The following is a 13,013-nucleotide window of genomic DNA, read 5'->3' as shown; positions in this document are numbered from 1 at the left end:
CATCTGGACAGAAAGTTGATGACCACTGTGACAGCAATGATTCGGTTTTAAGTGGTCAGAGCGTGCAAACCCCTGACCGTTCAGTGTTTCTTGCGCCAGATTTGCCCGTCAATCATGGCTTGTAACTGCGCTGAAAGGGCAGCGCGGTCTTCGCCAGTATCCGAGTTATCCTCCAGTTTCGATTTCTCAGCCTGATGGCGCAGCGTTGCAGCTTGTGCAAGTCGCCACGTTACGCCCTCATCGGCCAAACCCTCCAAATCCTCCATAGCATCGGCGATCTCATCGCGCATCGCACGCACGGCTGCCAGCTTGGCCAGTTCCTCGGCCAGACACATCCGCGCCAATTCGATATCGTCGGCTTTGACGATCGGGGGGGCAGATCGCAGGTGGGGCAGCGCGAGCAGTTTTTCAAGGTCACGCCCCGCCTGCGCGCGCAGTTTTTCTGAAATCTCTTCGGGCGGGGTCAAAGCGTGACCCAGCATGAGGTGGCGCAAACGATCATGCGTTGGATCGCGCAGATCAACCGATTCAAGCTGCGCCTCGAACGGGGCGATCAAGGCGGGATGGATCGTGCAAATGCCAAGGATCATCGCCGCGCGCAGATGTTCTGACACATCATCCCCTGTCGCCCCCAGCAACGAGGCGCGCGTCTCGGGCAGGGCATTGGGCGGGGGCGTGAAACGCCCCTTGCCGCGCGCGCCGGGTTTGAAATCAGAGCGCCGCTGGCCGCCCTGCCCCGCACCCGCCCCGCCGCGCTGGCCCGTGCCAAACAGTTCCCAGCGCAGGCGTTTGATTTCCTCACCGTAATGGGACCGGATTGAGGGGTCGGCGATGCGCTTGATCGCCGCGCGCAGCGATTTATCCAGCGCCGCGCGTCGCTCGGGGCTGTCAAACACCTTGCCCTCGATCTCGCGCTGCCACAGCAGGGACACCATCGGCTTGGCCTCGGCCAGCACCTTTTCCATCGCGCCCTTGCCTTGGCGCTGGATCAGATCATCGGGGTCTAGCCCCGCCGGCATCACCGCAAAGCGCAGCGCCTTGCCCGCTTCTAGCAGCGGCAGGGCCAGATCAACCACCCGCAGCGCCGCGCGCATCCCCGCCGTGTCGCCATCCAGCGCAATGATCGGCTCGTCATGAATGCGCCACATCAGGCGTAGCTGGTCTTCGGTCACCGCCGTGCCAAGCGGGGCCACGGCGCCGCCAAAGCCCGCCTCGACCATCGCGATCACGTCCATATAGCCCTCGCACACCACCAACGGCGCGCCCTTACCGCACGCCTCGCGCGCAGGCCCGTGGTTATACAGCGAGCGTCCCTTGTCGAACAAAGATGTTTCAGGACCGTTAAGATATTTCGCCCGCGCGTTCGGGTCCATCGCGCGCCCGCCAAGGCTAATCGCGCGCCCCCGCCCATCGCGGATCGGAAAGATGATGCGACCGCGAAACCGGTCATAGGGCGCACCGCCATCATCGGGCTTGGCGCAAACCCCGGCTTCAACGATCAGATCAGGGGTGAACCCCTTGGCCGTGAGCGCCTGAAACAGAGCTTGGCGCTGATCAGGGGCAAAGCCTATCTCGAAGAGCTTTTGCGCCTGTTCGTCCAACCGCCGCCCCGCCAGATAATCGCGCGCCCCCTGCCCTGCGGCGGTGGACAGCATCAGCCGGTAGTGCTGCACCGTGGCCTCCATCACCTCGGCGAGCTGCGCGCGGCGATCCGATTTCTCCTGCGCCTTGGGATCGCGCGCAGGCATCGTCATCCCGGCCTCGCGCGCGAGAATCTCGACCGCCTCCATGAAGCCGACATTTTCGGTTTCGCGAATGAAAGACAGCGCATCGCCCTTCGCATGACAGCCAAAGCAATAGTAATAGCCCTTGCGATCATCGACGTGGAAGCTGGCAGATTTTTCCTGATGGAACGGGCATGGCGCCCACATGTCACCCTTGCCCTGATTGGACTTGCGCATATCCCAAATGACTTTGCGCCCCACGACCTGAGCGATCGAGGTGCGGGTGCGCAATTCGTCTAGAAATCCGGGTGGCAGGCTCATGCCCCCTATATTGGGCGGCGCGCGGGCGGAGTCGAGAGGGGGAATGAGAGAACCCCGCCGCCGATTCGCGAATTGGGGTCATCAGAGCGGCAATTCGCGCCACATTTCGGGAACTTACCCCTCGAAACCTTTCCAAGAGGTAAAAGAATTTGCGTCGATTGTATGTATTTCAGAAACCATGACGCCCCGCGGCGCCGGTTCCCCCCGCAACCGGCGACAATCGCTACACCTTTGCCTCATCCTCGCCTTATTTCCGCCCGAAGCGTTAGTCAGTTTAGTCCCTTGAATACGTCCGTCTTACGAGATCGGGCGACGCGCCCATTGTTGGGCAAGGAGTAATAATGATGAAGATGCGTATGTCTGAAGTGTTTGCGAAAGAAGTGGTCGGACGAAAGTCTCGGCTGCGCCGGTTCTATCGTGAAGAAGATGGCTCGCTCATCGTTATGAGTTTGTTCCTGCTTGTCGCGATGATGATCATAACAGGGATCGCGATTGATCTTGAACGTGGGGAAGAACGGCGCACCGTGATTCAGGCCACTCTTGACCGCGCCACACTTGCTGCGGCCGATCTTGACCAAGCTATGGCCCCCGCAGAGGTGGTCAAAGATTACATGAAAAAAGCGGGACTGTCCTATCTTGACGTCGTTCCTGTCGTGGAAGAGGGCGCGCATGGCGAATATCGTCGCGTCACCGCACAGGTAGTCGACAATATGCCCACAATGTTTGGCGCGATTACGCACATTAACTCGCTGACATCCAACAGCAAATCCCAAGCTCAGGAATCCATCGGCAACGTCGAAGTCTCGATGGTGCTCGATATCTCGGGTTCGATGGGTGACCGCGTGTCGGGAAGCAAGACCCGCATGGACATGCTCAAACCTGCAGCGACGAACTTTGTCACGAAAGTTTTCGATCAGGTCCAACCCGAAGGGGCACCCGAAGGTCGGCTTTCAGTGTCGATCGTGCCCTACAACCAACAGGTGACGCTGGGCTCGACCCTAGGGGGAATTTACAATCTTAGCACTGATCACACGAAAAACACCTGTGTGGATGTGCAGACGCTTGGCTTTAATGCACTGTCGATTTCACCTACCGCGACGCTGCAGCGCACGATGTTTGGCGATAGTTTCGACTATTGGGGGAATAATTTCAGCCTAAGTTCCACCACGGGCATCAACAATTGCCCGAACAGCTCTTACGCCTCTGTCTTGGCTTTCGAGGATGACGAGGATCATGTGATCGATAAAATCGACGATTTGGAACCGGGCGGTGACACTGCGATTGACGTCGGAGCGCGTTGGGGGCTGGCACTTCTAGATCCTTCGGCCCGGCCGGTCACGCAGGAGTTGATCGACAAGGACAAAATCGGCTCGGCTCAGTCCGTACATCCGATGGATTATGCCGTCGACGGCGCACCAGCGGACGAAACCGCGCTTAAAATTCTGGTACTTTTGACAGATGGTCAGAACACGCGCTCGTTCTCGACCAAGATGGCCTATCGTCAAGGGGCGTCAGGGTTCTACTCAGCCCGTAGTAGTTCGTCTTTCTCGACATCAAATGACGATTACTACGCGTTGTATTGGCATTCCAGTGAGCGCGAAGCCTCTGGCAAAGATGACTATTACAGCTTCGCTACCGGTGACTGGGTCAAGGAGAACGAGACAGGATATTGGTATTACAAAAATGGATGGAGATTTAAGAACGCGGATGCCGAATCCATCACATGGCAGACAATCTGGGGTAAAAACTACACCCTGCAATACTTCGTTCAAAAGTTCCTATATCCGGCGCGTAAAGCGGAGAATAACAACACTTCACAGTCAGACATCTACGATGAGATGGCGATCCAATCGCAGTTTTCGACGAAAGACACGAACCTGAACGATATTTGCACCTTAGCCAAATCAAAAGGTATCCGCATCTTTACTCTCGCGGTGGACGCCCCAGACAGTGGCGCGGCAGTTCTAAGCAGTTGTGCAACAGGTCCGGGCTACGCCTATGAGGTCACGTCCGACGATATGACCGACGCGTTCAGCTCAATCGCCTCGTCGATCAATGCGCTGCGTTTGACCAACTGATACCTGACTGGGCCGCGCAACCGGCCCAGTCCCTCCTTCCAAACCCAATGCGGACAAATACAATGACCAGCACCAGCCCAGTCAAGAAACACCGTGTCCGCCCCGGCGCGCGCACGCGGTTTCGCCACGACGAAAGTGGCGCGGTCACCATTCCCTCGTTGTTCTGGATCGTCTTTCTGTTCTTCATTCTCCTCAGCACGATTGAGATGTCAGTGATGTTCATGAAGAAGACACTGCTTGAGCAACGCGTCGCTATGACCTCGCGCGTGATGCAGCTTGGGCTAGATGGCAAACCTGACGAAGAAATCCTGAAGACATCAATCTGTAGCAATCTCACCTTCCTATATGATTGCAAGAACAACCTTACCGTTGAGACGTTCTCGATTGATCAATCCGACTGGAGCTCTACGCTGGATGGCAAGGCTGTAAATTGCCAGATCAGCAAAGACAGCACCGACCCTCTACCGGCCAAGAACGTCGAATACGGGGCGGATGATCAGATGATGATTATGCGTGTCTGTTTACGCGTGAAGCCGATAATTCCGGCATCTCCTTTTGCCAAGGCGCTGACGGCGGCCTGGCCGTGGGGGGATCAATACGCACTGGTTACCACCACGGCATATGTAAACGAGCCGCGTGTAGGAGGTTGAGCATGAGTTATATCAGCAAAAACTGTGATCGCGCGAAACGCAGGGGCCTTATGAGGTTCCGCCGTGACGAAACCGGTTCAGTCGCGGTCGAAGGTATCTTCAGTACGCTTTTGCTATTTGGCTGGCTGCTTGCTTCATTTCAAATATATGAAGCCTTTAGCATCCGCGCTGACGCCACTCGCTCCACCTATATGATTGCCGATATGCTTTCGCGCCAGCGGTCTACGATCGGACCGAAATATGTGAACGGGCTGCAAAAGGTTTTCAATTATCTCACGAACGCCAAAACGGACAACCAAACTTGGCTGCGCGTCACCTTTTTTAAATGCAAGGCCGAAGACGACGATCCTGAAAATGCCTATTGCGATGGCGTCAATAAGAAGTTCACGCTGATCGAAGATGCTGATAACAATCCGGCTTCCTATGCGACGCCGGGCGCCGACGACATCACCTTGGCACAGCCCTATACGCAAGCAGGGTTGGACGCGATCTCTGATCGCCTTCCTGTTATGGCTGTTGGCGACATGGCAGTGATTACCGAGACAATCTATCGTTTTAAACCCTTTCTCCACATCAGCGACGTCAGCTTGACTCACACCACAACCGACAATGATGGCAATAAGACCGTTGGCGCGTTGGTGCATAAGCAGGGGCTGTATACAGGCCTCCCCTTCGCGACCTTCGTTGTAACCCGCCCACGCGAGCCAAAGCTCGTTTGGAACGAAGATAGCTAAACGCGCGCCCAAGTCTGTGCGCGCATCCAGAGGATCTGTGCCAAGGCGCGGAATTGCGGCCCTGTCACGCGCTCTTATCTAATACGGTGTTAGCGACCTGCGTCTTGCGGGTCGCCCGACCAGGGAGAGCGCTTATGTCGATCAGACCCGTCTTGGAAACCCGCCAATCGCAACCCTTCGTTGAGGGGGCCGGTGTGCATCTGCACCGCGCATTTGGCTTTACCAACCCGACCGAGGCCGATCCGTTCCTGCTGTTTGACGATTTCCGCGGCGATGACCCGGCGGATTATCAGGCGGGTTTCCCGTGGCATCCCCATCGCGGGATTGAAACGATCACCTATGTTTTGGCCGGTGAGGTCGAGCATGGCGACAGCCTTGGCAATCGCGGAACGCTGGGCGCAGGCTCGGTGCAGTGGATGACCGCTGGCTCGGGGATTTTGCATCAGGAAATGCCGCGCGGGAACGTGGCTGGGCAAATGCATGGCTTTCAGCTTTGGGCCAACCTACCCTCTGATCTCAAGATGACCGCGCCGCGCTATCAAGATATTTCCGGCAGCGACATCCCCGAGGTGACCGATGATGATGGCACGGTTGCACGCATCATCACCGGGCAATTCTGGGGCCAGCGTGGCCCGGTCGATGGCATCGCCGCCGATCCGCAATATCTCGACATTACCATCCCGCCGGGCGTGAAAAAGCGTCTGCGCGTTGATACGTATCGCCAAACCTTTGCCTATGTATTCGAGGGCGCGGCGGCGTTTGCCGAGGCTTCCGCCCCTCAAGGCGTGTTGTTGGAGAAAGAGGTCGGCGGTCAAGATGTCAACATCCGCGATATGTCGGGCAATCGTACCTTGGTACGCTTTGGCACAGGCGATGAGATCGTCGTGCAGGCGGGCGAAGAGGGCGTGCGGTTTCTGCTGATCTCGGGCGCGCCGATCCGCGAGCCGGTGGCTTGGCACGGGCCGATCGTGATGAACACCCGCGCTGAGCTACAAACCGCAATGGCGGAGTTGCGCAATAACACGTTCATCAAGCCCGCGCATTAAGCGGGCTTGGCGCGGCGGATCGGGGGGCTACCCTTTGACCGCCGCAACAGCCTCAAGAATAGCCGTAGCAATATAGTCAAGATCCGGGCGGGCCAGACGCGCAGGCAAACGCGTGTCGCAAGCGCGCATCAACATCGCGCGGGTTTTTGGCAAGTCGGGCTGCGCGCCCAAGAATTCCCAGTTCCAGAATGCGCGCGCGTTGTCCTCGCTCAGCCCAAAGACCTGCACGCCCACACCGCGCGCCTTGGCCTCGGCCTGCAACTTGCGCGCCTCGTCATCCGACCACTCCCCAACAAGGTTGAATTGCAGCGAATCCGGTGCGCGGGTTTCAGGTGCCAGCGCAGGCGGCACATCCAGCCAATCGCTACCATTGAGCTGCTCGGCCACATAATCGTGGTTCGCGCGCCCGTCATTGACACGGCGTTCCACCTGCGACAATTGCGGACGGATCACGGCTGCCGATAGGTTCTGCATCCGGCAATTATACAGCGGCAGTTTATTTTGCCAGTGCACAAAGCTGTTTTGCAATCCGGGGTGCTTTTTCCAGTTATGTTCGTAAGCACCCGACATGATCACCGCGCGCGCAGCCAGTTCGGGATCATCGGTCAGCAAAATACCGCCCTCGCCCGCATTCACCAACTTATAAGATTGAAAAGACAGGCAGCCGATCTGGCCAATCGTGCCAATCTTGCGCCCATGCCAAAGCGTGCCAAGCGAATGCGCCGCATCCTCAATCACCGGGATATGACGCGCCTCGGCCATCTCCATGATCACATCCATATCCGAAGTGTGACCGCGCATATGACTGATCAGCACCGCGTCGATGCTGTCGTCAAATTTGGCGCGGAAATCGTCCAGATCAATGCGGTAATTGCTGCCCACCTCGACCAGAACCGGCACGCAATCGGCATGCACGATCGCCGAGGGCACGGCGGCAAAGGTAAAGGCCGGCACCAACACCCGCGCTCCACGCGGCAAATCCAGCGCCTTAAGTGACAGGAACAAAGCCTGACTGCACGACGACACCGCCAAAGCGTATTTCACGCCCATCATCTTAGCGAATTCAGCCTCAAGCAGCGCAACGGGGGCATCTTGCGAAGTGTAGCGAAACAAATCCCCGCTGCTCAGCAACCGTTCAATCTCGACGCGCGCGGCGTCGGGGATGGGTTCGGCATCATAGCAATTGGGGGCGATCTGTCCGTCACGCGGCATGGCAAGAAATCCTGAAACTGACTTTCAGCCTTTCTTTACACAGCGGGCGCAAATTAGGGAAATGAAACTTTCATGACCACGTGAGCATGCGCGATGCCTCGCCCAAATACGATTTGCGATCAGTGCACTATGCGCAACGATTCTAACGCGGGTTTATTTGGGCAGTCAGCGGGCAACGCATTTGGGGCAGGTCCGCGCTCAGACAGCAGCGCCAGACAGAACTCACTCCGCCCGCAGGTGCGACAAGCGGTGACCATAGCGGCGACATCGGCTCGCGTCAGATCGCCTTCCTGCACCCCCTTGGTAAGGTTCACGCCCATCCGGCGCGCCATCCCGCGCGTGATCCAGAAATGCAGATCAAGATTGCTTTCAATACCCATCGGTTTCCTCCTTATGATCCGATTTTCAACGCCCGTTCGGCGGCAACTTCGGCGCGCAACTGCTTAATCATCAAACGGTTTTCGCAATAAGGCGGGGGGGCAGCCACTGAAGGCTTATATTCAGGATCATGCTCGGACAGCCATAGCGTGCAGGCCTTCGGTTGCGTGCAGCCAGTGCAGCGCACCAGTGCGTCTTTCCAATCTTCCCCCGACATACGGCCCTGCGCCATCTCGGCGGTCAGATCGACCCGCATCACCTGTGCCATCCTATTCATCATCGCGGCATGGCGGTTCAGACTTCGAGCATTGGACACGACACATCTCCCGAGATTTTAGGGCGAATTTTGCCCTTTGTGGCGCGTATCAGCTATGATTCAGATCAAACGAGCACCCCAAGCGGGAAATGCCACCCCACAAGACAGCCTATGCGGGTCGTGACACGCCGACATCTTGCGCCAACGCGGCTGCGGCAGCGGAGATGCGCGCGCGGTTTTCAGCCAAAGGCAGTGCCGCCTCCGATTGCAGCGCAGCCCGAAGCGCCTCTTGCGCGGCGGGTTTAGCAAACTGTTCAGGCGCCATCTTTGCCAGCGCGCCCAGCACAACTTGCAGGCGCAAAGCCACCTCGAACAGCCCCGCCCCATCGCGCGCAATCGCTGAAAACGCATCTTCGATCAACTGCTCCGGCGGAATACTGCGCGCATAAACGCGATCATGGCGCAACGCAAACTCGGCTGCCGGATCCCAACTGGCTAGCACGCGGGTCAGACGGCCCAAAATATCAATGCCGGTACCCGGATCATTGACGGCTGGCGAGAGCGCGCGCGACGCGATCTCGGCCAAGGCGATGAGGCCAAATTGCGGATCCTGCTCAAAGTCGCGCGCGTGATCGACGGCAAAGCTGTCGAGAATCGCTTCCTCCATCTGGGTGCGCGTTTGTGCATCCACAGGCAGCCCGTCACACACAACCAGATCAGCGGCAGGATGCACAAAATTGCCCGGCGGTGCGCACAGCCAGATCCGGCAATCATGAGCTTGCGCAATCTCTTGCAACTGCGAAATATCAACGTGCTGAACATTTCCAGTACGCCGCGATTTCACCGGCCAAACACCCGTGGGCGGTGCCTCCCAAGGCTGAGCGCCCAAATACGGGTCCGCAGAGCGGTTTTTGAGCGCGTTCGCAGCCGAGTCCTCAACGCGCGAAATCACATCGCCAAGCCGCCCGAATTCGCTGAGATGCTGTACCCAGCGCAACAGTGAGACCACCACGATCGCTACGACGCCAATCGTCACCACCAGAAGCAAAAACCGCCCCGAGGCCCCGTAAATCTGCGTCTGCAGCGCGATAAGCCCCACCAGCGCGAACACAAACGAGCCGATAAAACTGGCCAACACATTTTGCGTGATCCGGTCGGTCTGCATCAGTTTGATCGCGCGCGGCGTCGCACTGGTTTGCGCCGAACCAAAGGCGGTGATCATGATTTGCAGCGAAAACGTCGTGACCGTCAGCATGGCCGTGGCCATGATCGTCAGGATCGGCTCGACCGAATCCGCCCCCATTTTAAGACCGAACTCGTCGGGGATCATATGGCCAAACCACGCCGAACTGAGGGCCGTCAGAATACCGAGCACCCCAAACGCGGTCACGCGCACCCAAATCTCGCGCAAGATGATCCGCAACCGCCAACGCAAATTGGATAAGCTCAGCATCCGTCCCCCTTTATCAGCGCCGTCATCCCGCGCTTTGAGAACGCAAGCCCGTAACGCCCTTGATAGTTCCCGCGCGCAGCTCTTTCACAGTCATTTTCACGATATCAAGGCGTAGCGCATTGGCCGGGTGCGTACCCAAAACCGTCTCTTCGGGATCTGGCAAGCGACGAAAGAACGCCGCACCCTTTAGCGGATCATAACCCGCATCCCATGTGATGATCGTGCCCAGCCTGTCGGCCTCCAGCTCGTAATCCTTGGCGAACAACCGGCTGCCCATTTCCGCGCCCGCCTTGCGCGCCTTGGCAACGGTCTGCGGATCCGCCCCCTGCGATTGCACCATCATACCCAAAAGCTGCGCGCCCTTCACTGCATCGCGCTCGCGCGCCGAGATATGACCCGCGATATGATGGGCCGCCTCATGGCCCAGCACAAAGGCCAGTTCATCGGGGTTCCGCACCTCGGCAATCATCGCCAGGGTCACACCGATCACCGGACGCCCGCGGCGATCCTCGGTCTGAAAGGCGTTTGCGGGCGCATCAAGGCGATCATCAATCACCAGCCGGTAGTCGCAATTGCGCAAGTTTGAGCGCGCGCGGCACTCGGCCTCGATCACTGGCTCCATCCGGCGCGCCACAGTGACAAGCTGATCCACCGCACGTTCAGCCTCCGCCTGCACTTGCGCGGAAATCGGGGGTTCGGGCGCGGGTTCCGTGGCCGGTACGCTCGTCACGCAGCCCGCCAGCGCGGCCAAAAGCAGCAAGGGAATCAGGCGGACAAAGGACGGCACGGCCATGGCAATCACATCACGCTAAGAGTTTCATCGTCAGGCGCAGCTTATAGCCTTGCGCGGGGGGCGCCATCCCCAACCCGCCGCGCGCGTCTTTTTCGCTTCCGGCCCGGCACGCGGCGCGCTAGCATGAGGCATGTTTACCATTGAACACGAATTCGACGCCACCGTGATCACCCTTGTAGATGAGGGAACGGACCCGCGCGACTATCTGCAAGAGGATGTCACCATCTCATCCTTTGAAGATTGCGTCGTCGTCGAACAGCTCGACGAGCAAACAGATCAGGTGCAAACCATCACATTTTCACATGCTCAATTGCGCGAACTGGCGGCGGCATTGAACCTGCCTGAAGGTGTGTATCGCGTGCGCCCAAGCGGTGACACGACGGAACCGGCGAAAGACTAGGCGCGCTCAATCAAGGCGAAACACCTTATCGCGCGCGGTTTGCCCGCGAATCAAAGTCAGGCGCGTTTTGGCGACACCCAGCGCCCTTGCCAGCAGTTTTTGCACCGCGGCGTTGGCTTTGCCATCTTCAGGGACCACGGTGACATAGGCGCGCAAGCCAGTCTCTGCCACGCGAATCTCATTGCGCGACGCTTTCGGCGTAACCCGCAGCGCAATTTCAGTGCCGGGAATAGCGAGATGGGACAAATCACTCATAGGCTCAACACCATAGCGGCTGCGCGCCGCTACGCAAGAAAGCCGCGCGGGCACGGTTGCAATCTGGCCCGCTCCGTCCGATATCAAGCCAAATCAGTGGAGAGTTCGATGAACGAAACGCAAAAGGTGAACCCCGCCAAGCGCAATCAGGCCGCGCTGGATTTCTTGCTGTCGCGCCGCTCGCGCCCGGCGAAAACGCTGGTCGCCCCAGCCCCCGATGCCGCGCAGCTAAGCGAGATTTTACAAGCCGCCGCGCGCACCCCCGATCACGGCAAGCTCGAGCCGTGGCGGTTCATCGTGATAACGCGCGCCGCCGCGCAACGCTTGGGGCGCGAGGCGGAAACGCGCGCCACAGCCCAAGGCCAGCCTGAAGACAAGGTCGCCAAGGCGAGCAAGCAGTTCTTTGACAGCCAGCTTTGCGTGGCGGTGATTTCCTCGCCCAAAGCCAGCGAGAAGGTGCCCGAAATCGAGCAACTCCTGTCAGTTGGCGCGGTATGTCTGTCGCTGTTGAACGGGGCGTTGGCTGCGGGTTGGGGGGGCAATTGGCTTACCGGTTGGGCCGCGCATGACACCGCGTTTGGCCAAGATTTGCTAGGCCTGAAATCGGGCGAGTTCGTCGCGGGTTTCGTGCATTTGGGCACCGAAGGCGTAACGCCGCCTGATCGCCCGCGCCCTGATCTTGAGGCGATCACAAATTGGATTTCCGAATGATTATTGCGAGTTACATCAAAGCCTGGGGCGACCTTTTACGTCCCGGCGCGATGAAGATCGTCGGCATCGGTGTGGCCCTGTCGCTTGGGCTTTTGATCGCGATTTACGTCGCAATGGTCTGGCTGATCGGCTGGCTAGTGCCCGATAGCTTCTCACTGCCACTCATTGGGGAAATCGGCCATATCGACACCGCGCTGTCGATCGTCTCGGCCGGGATCATGCTGTTTGCCTCGATGTTCCTGATGGTGCCCGTCGCCTCGGCCTTCACCGGGTTTTTCCTCGAGGACGTGGCGGAATTGGTCGAGAATGAGCACTACCCAACGCTCCCCCCAGTGCGCAAACTCAGCCTAAGCGAAAGCTTTGCCGATACGCTGCGCTTTTTCGGGGTGATCGTGGGCGCAAACCTGATCGCATTGGCGATCTACCCCTTCGTGATCCCACTGGCACCGTTTTTGTTTTTCGCTCTCAACGGCTATTTACTCGGGCGTGAGTACTTCCAAATGGCCGCGCAGCGCCGAATGGAACGCGAGGCCGCGCGCGCGCTGTATCAGCGCCACAAAATGACAGTCTGGATGGCAGGTGCATTGATGGCGGTGCCGCTGTCCATTCCGATCCTGAATCTATTCGTGCCAGTGCTGGGCGCTGCTGGGTTCACGCATTTGTTTCATGCCGTCACCGGCCACCGGGATGTGACAAAATCAACCTTTTGAGGGACTAGAACCGGGAATTGACCCGTAGGAATAGACCTTTTCTGCGGTTTTCTCGGCTACATTCCCTCTTTGACGCCTGAACGGGTCAACCACCGGCTTGCCGGATAGGCGATCACAAACACAGCCAGCATCGCGAACCAGAATTTGTGGAGCGCGGCGGTGATATCCGCGCCCTGCAATGCAATGTGCCCTTGGCAACCGAGACTGCGAAGGGCGCGTGAAACCAGATAAGAAGCGGCCCGCTAAACAGCCCGCAAATCGGCCTGACCCGAACCATGATCGCCATTTTCGG

General features: G+C 58.4%; 14 protein-coding genes. 7 read left to right on the top strand and 7 right to left on the bottom strand.

Annotated elements, in window-relative coordinates; translation table 11 throughout:
* Positions 1-80: 80 nt before the first annotated feature.
* Entirely contained in the window at positions 81-2,045 is a 1,965-nt protein-coding gene (gene dnaG / locus ACN0SD_RS12740) for a DNA primase (protein ID WP_417808613.1), read from the bottom strand.
* A 341-nt stretch (positions 2,046-2,386) separates the two neighbouring features.
* Here dnaG and ACN0SD_RS12735 point away from each other — a divergent pair, with 341 nt between their 5' ends.
* The 4 genes from ACN0SD_RS12735 to ACN0SD_RS12720 all read left to right on the top strand — a co-directional run bounded on the left by ACN0SD_RS12735 (position 2,387) and on the right by ACN0SD_RS12720 (position 6,553).
* Positions 2,387-4,123, top strand: a complete 1,737-nt coding sequence (locus ACN0SD_RS12735; RefSeq protein ID WP_417808612.1) for a TadE/TadG family type IV pilus assembly protein — start codon at positions 2,387-2,389, stop codon at positions 4,121-4,123.
* A 62-nt stretch (positions 4,124-4,185) separates the two neighbouring features.
* Positions 4,186-4,773 (top strand): TadE/TadG family type IV pilus assembly protein, encoded by a 588-nt coding sequence (locus ACN0SD_RS12730; protein WP_417808611.1) that lies wholly within the window; start codon positions 4,186-4,188, stop codon positions 4,771-4,773.
* Positions 4,774-4,775: 2 nt separating this feature from the next.
* Positions 4,776-5,507, top strand: a complete 732-nt coding sequence (locus ACN0SD_RS12725; protein ID WP_417808610.1) for a TadE/TadG family type IV pilus assembly protein — start codon at positions 4,776-4,778, stop codon at positions 5,505-5,507.
* A 134-nt stretch (positions 5,508-5,641) separates the two neighbouring features.
* Positions 5,642-6,553 carry a pirin family protein gene (locus ACN0SD_RS12720; protein ID WP_417808609.1) on the top strand — a complete coding sequence of 304 codons (912 nt, stop codon included), beginning with the start codon at positions 5,642-5,644 and terminating at the stop codon, positions 6,551-6,553.
* A 27-nt stretch (positions 6,554-6,580) separates the two neighbouring features.
* On the opposite strand, the gene ACN0SD_RS12715 is transcribed toward ACN0SD_RS12720, so the two are convergent.
* From ACN0SD_RS12715 to ACN0SD_RS12695, 5 genes are all read right to left on the bottom strand, one after another.
* Complete coding sequence (locus ACN0SD_RS12715) at positions 6,581-7,765, bottom strand: DegT/DnrJ/EryC1/StrS family aminotransferase (protein WP_417808608.1); 1,185 nt, start codon at positions 7,763-7,765, stop codon at positions 6,581-6,583.
* Positions 7,766-7,884: 119 nt separating this feature from the next.
* Positions 7,885-8,145, bottom strand: a complete 261-nt coding sequence (locus ACN0SD_RS12710) for a DUF6455 family protein (protein WP_417808607.1) — start codon at positions 8,143-8,145, stop codon at positions 7,885-7,887.
* A gap of 11 nt (positions 8,146-8,156) precedes the next feature.
* Entirely contained in the window at positions 8,157-8,459 is a 303-nt protein-coding gene (locus ACN0SD_RS12705) for a DUF6455 family protein (RefSeq protein WP_417808606.1), read from the bottom strand.
* A gap of 109 nt (positions 8,460-8,568) precedes the next feature.
* Positions 8,569-9,852 (bottom strand): DUF2254 domain-containing protein, encoded by a 1,284-nt coding sequence (locus tag ACN0SD_RS12700; RefSeq protein WP_417808605.1) that lies wholly within the window; start codon positions 9,850-9,852, stop codon positions 8,569-8,571.
* A 22-nt stretch (positions 9,853-9,874) separates the two neighbouring features.
* On the bottom strand, positions 9,875-10,645 hold the full coding sequence (locus ACN0SD_RS12695; RefSeq protein WP_417808604.1) for a M48 family metallopeptidase: 771 nt from the start codon (positions 10,643-10,645) through the stop codon (positions 9,875-9,877).
* A 130-nt stretch (positions 10,646-10,775) separates the two neighbouring features.
* Here ACN0SD_RS12695 and ACN0SD_RS12690 point away from each other — a divergent pair, with 130 nt between their 5' ends.
* The gene (locus ACN0SD_RS12690) at positions 10,776-11,045 is read left to right on the top strand and encodes a hypothetical protein (protein WP_417808603.1); all 270 of its coding nucleotides are present in this window, start codon (positions 10,776-10,778) and stop codon (positions 11,043-11,045) included.
* Between the two features lie 6 nt (positions 11,046-11,051).
* On the opposite strand, the gene ACN0SD_RS12685 is transcribed toward ACN0SD_RS12690, so the two are convergent.
* The gene (locus ACN0SD_RS12685) at positions 11,052-11,300 is read right to left on the bottom strand and encodes a DUF167 domain-containing protein (protein WP_417808602.1); all 249 of its coding nucleotides are present in this window, start codon (positions 11,298-11,300) and stop codon (positions 11,052-11,054) included.
* Positions 11,301-11,408: 108 nt separating this feature from the next.
* On the opposite strand from ACN0SD_RS12685, the gene ACN0SD_RS12680 reads away from it, so the two are divergent.
* Together ACN0SD_RS12680 and ACN0SD_RS12675 are read left to right on the top strand one after the other, a co-directional pair.
* The gene (locus tag ACN0SD_RS12680) at positions 11,409-12,011 is read left to right on the top strand and encodes a nitroreductase (protein ID WP_417808600.1); all 603 of its coding nucleotides are present in this window, start codon (positions 11,409-11,411) and stop codon (positions 12,009-12,011) included.
* Positions 12,008-12,721, top strand: a complete 714-nt coding sequence (locus ACN0SD_RS12675) for an EI24 domain-containing protein (protein ID WP_417808599.1) — start codon at positions 12,008-12,010, stop codon at positions 12,719-12,721. The genes ACN0SD_RS12680 and ACN0SD_RS12675 overlap by 4 nt, the downstream gene beginning before the upstream one ends.
* Positions 12,722-13,013: the final 292 nt, after the last annotated feature.

It is taken from the genome of Thioclava sp. (assembly GCF_048263065.1).
Lineage (GTDB): Bacteria > Pseudomonadota > Alphaproteobacteria > Rhodobacterales > Rhodobacteraceae > Thioclava.
This window is presented reverse-complemented; position numbering and strand designations above follow the sequence as displayed.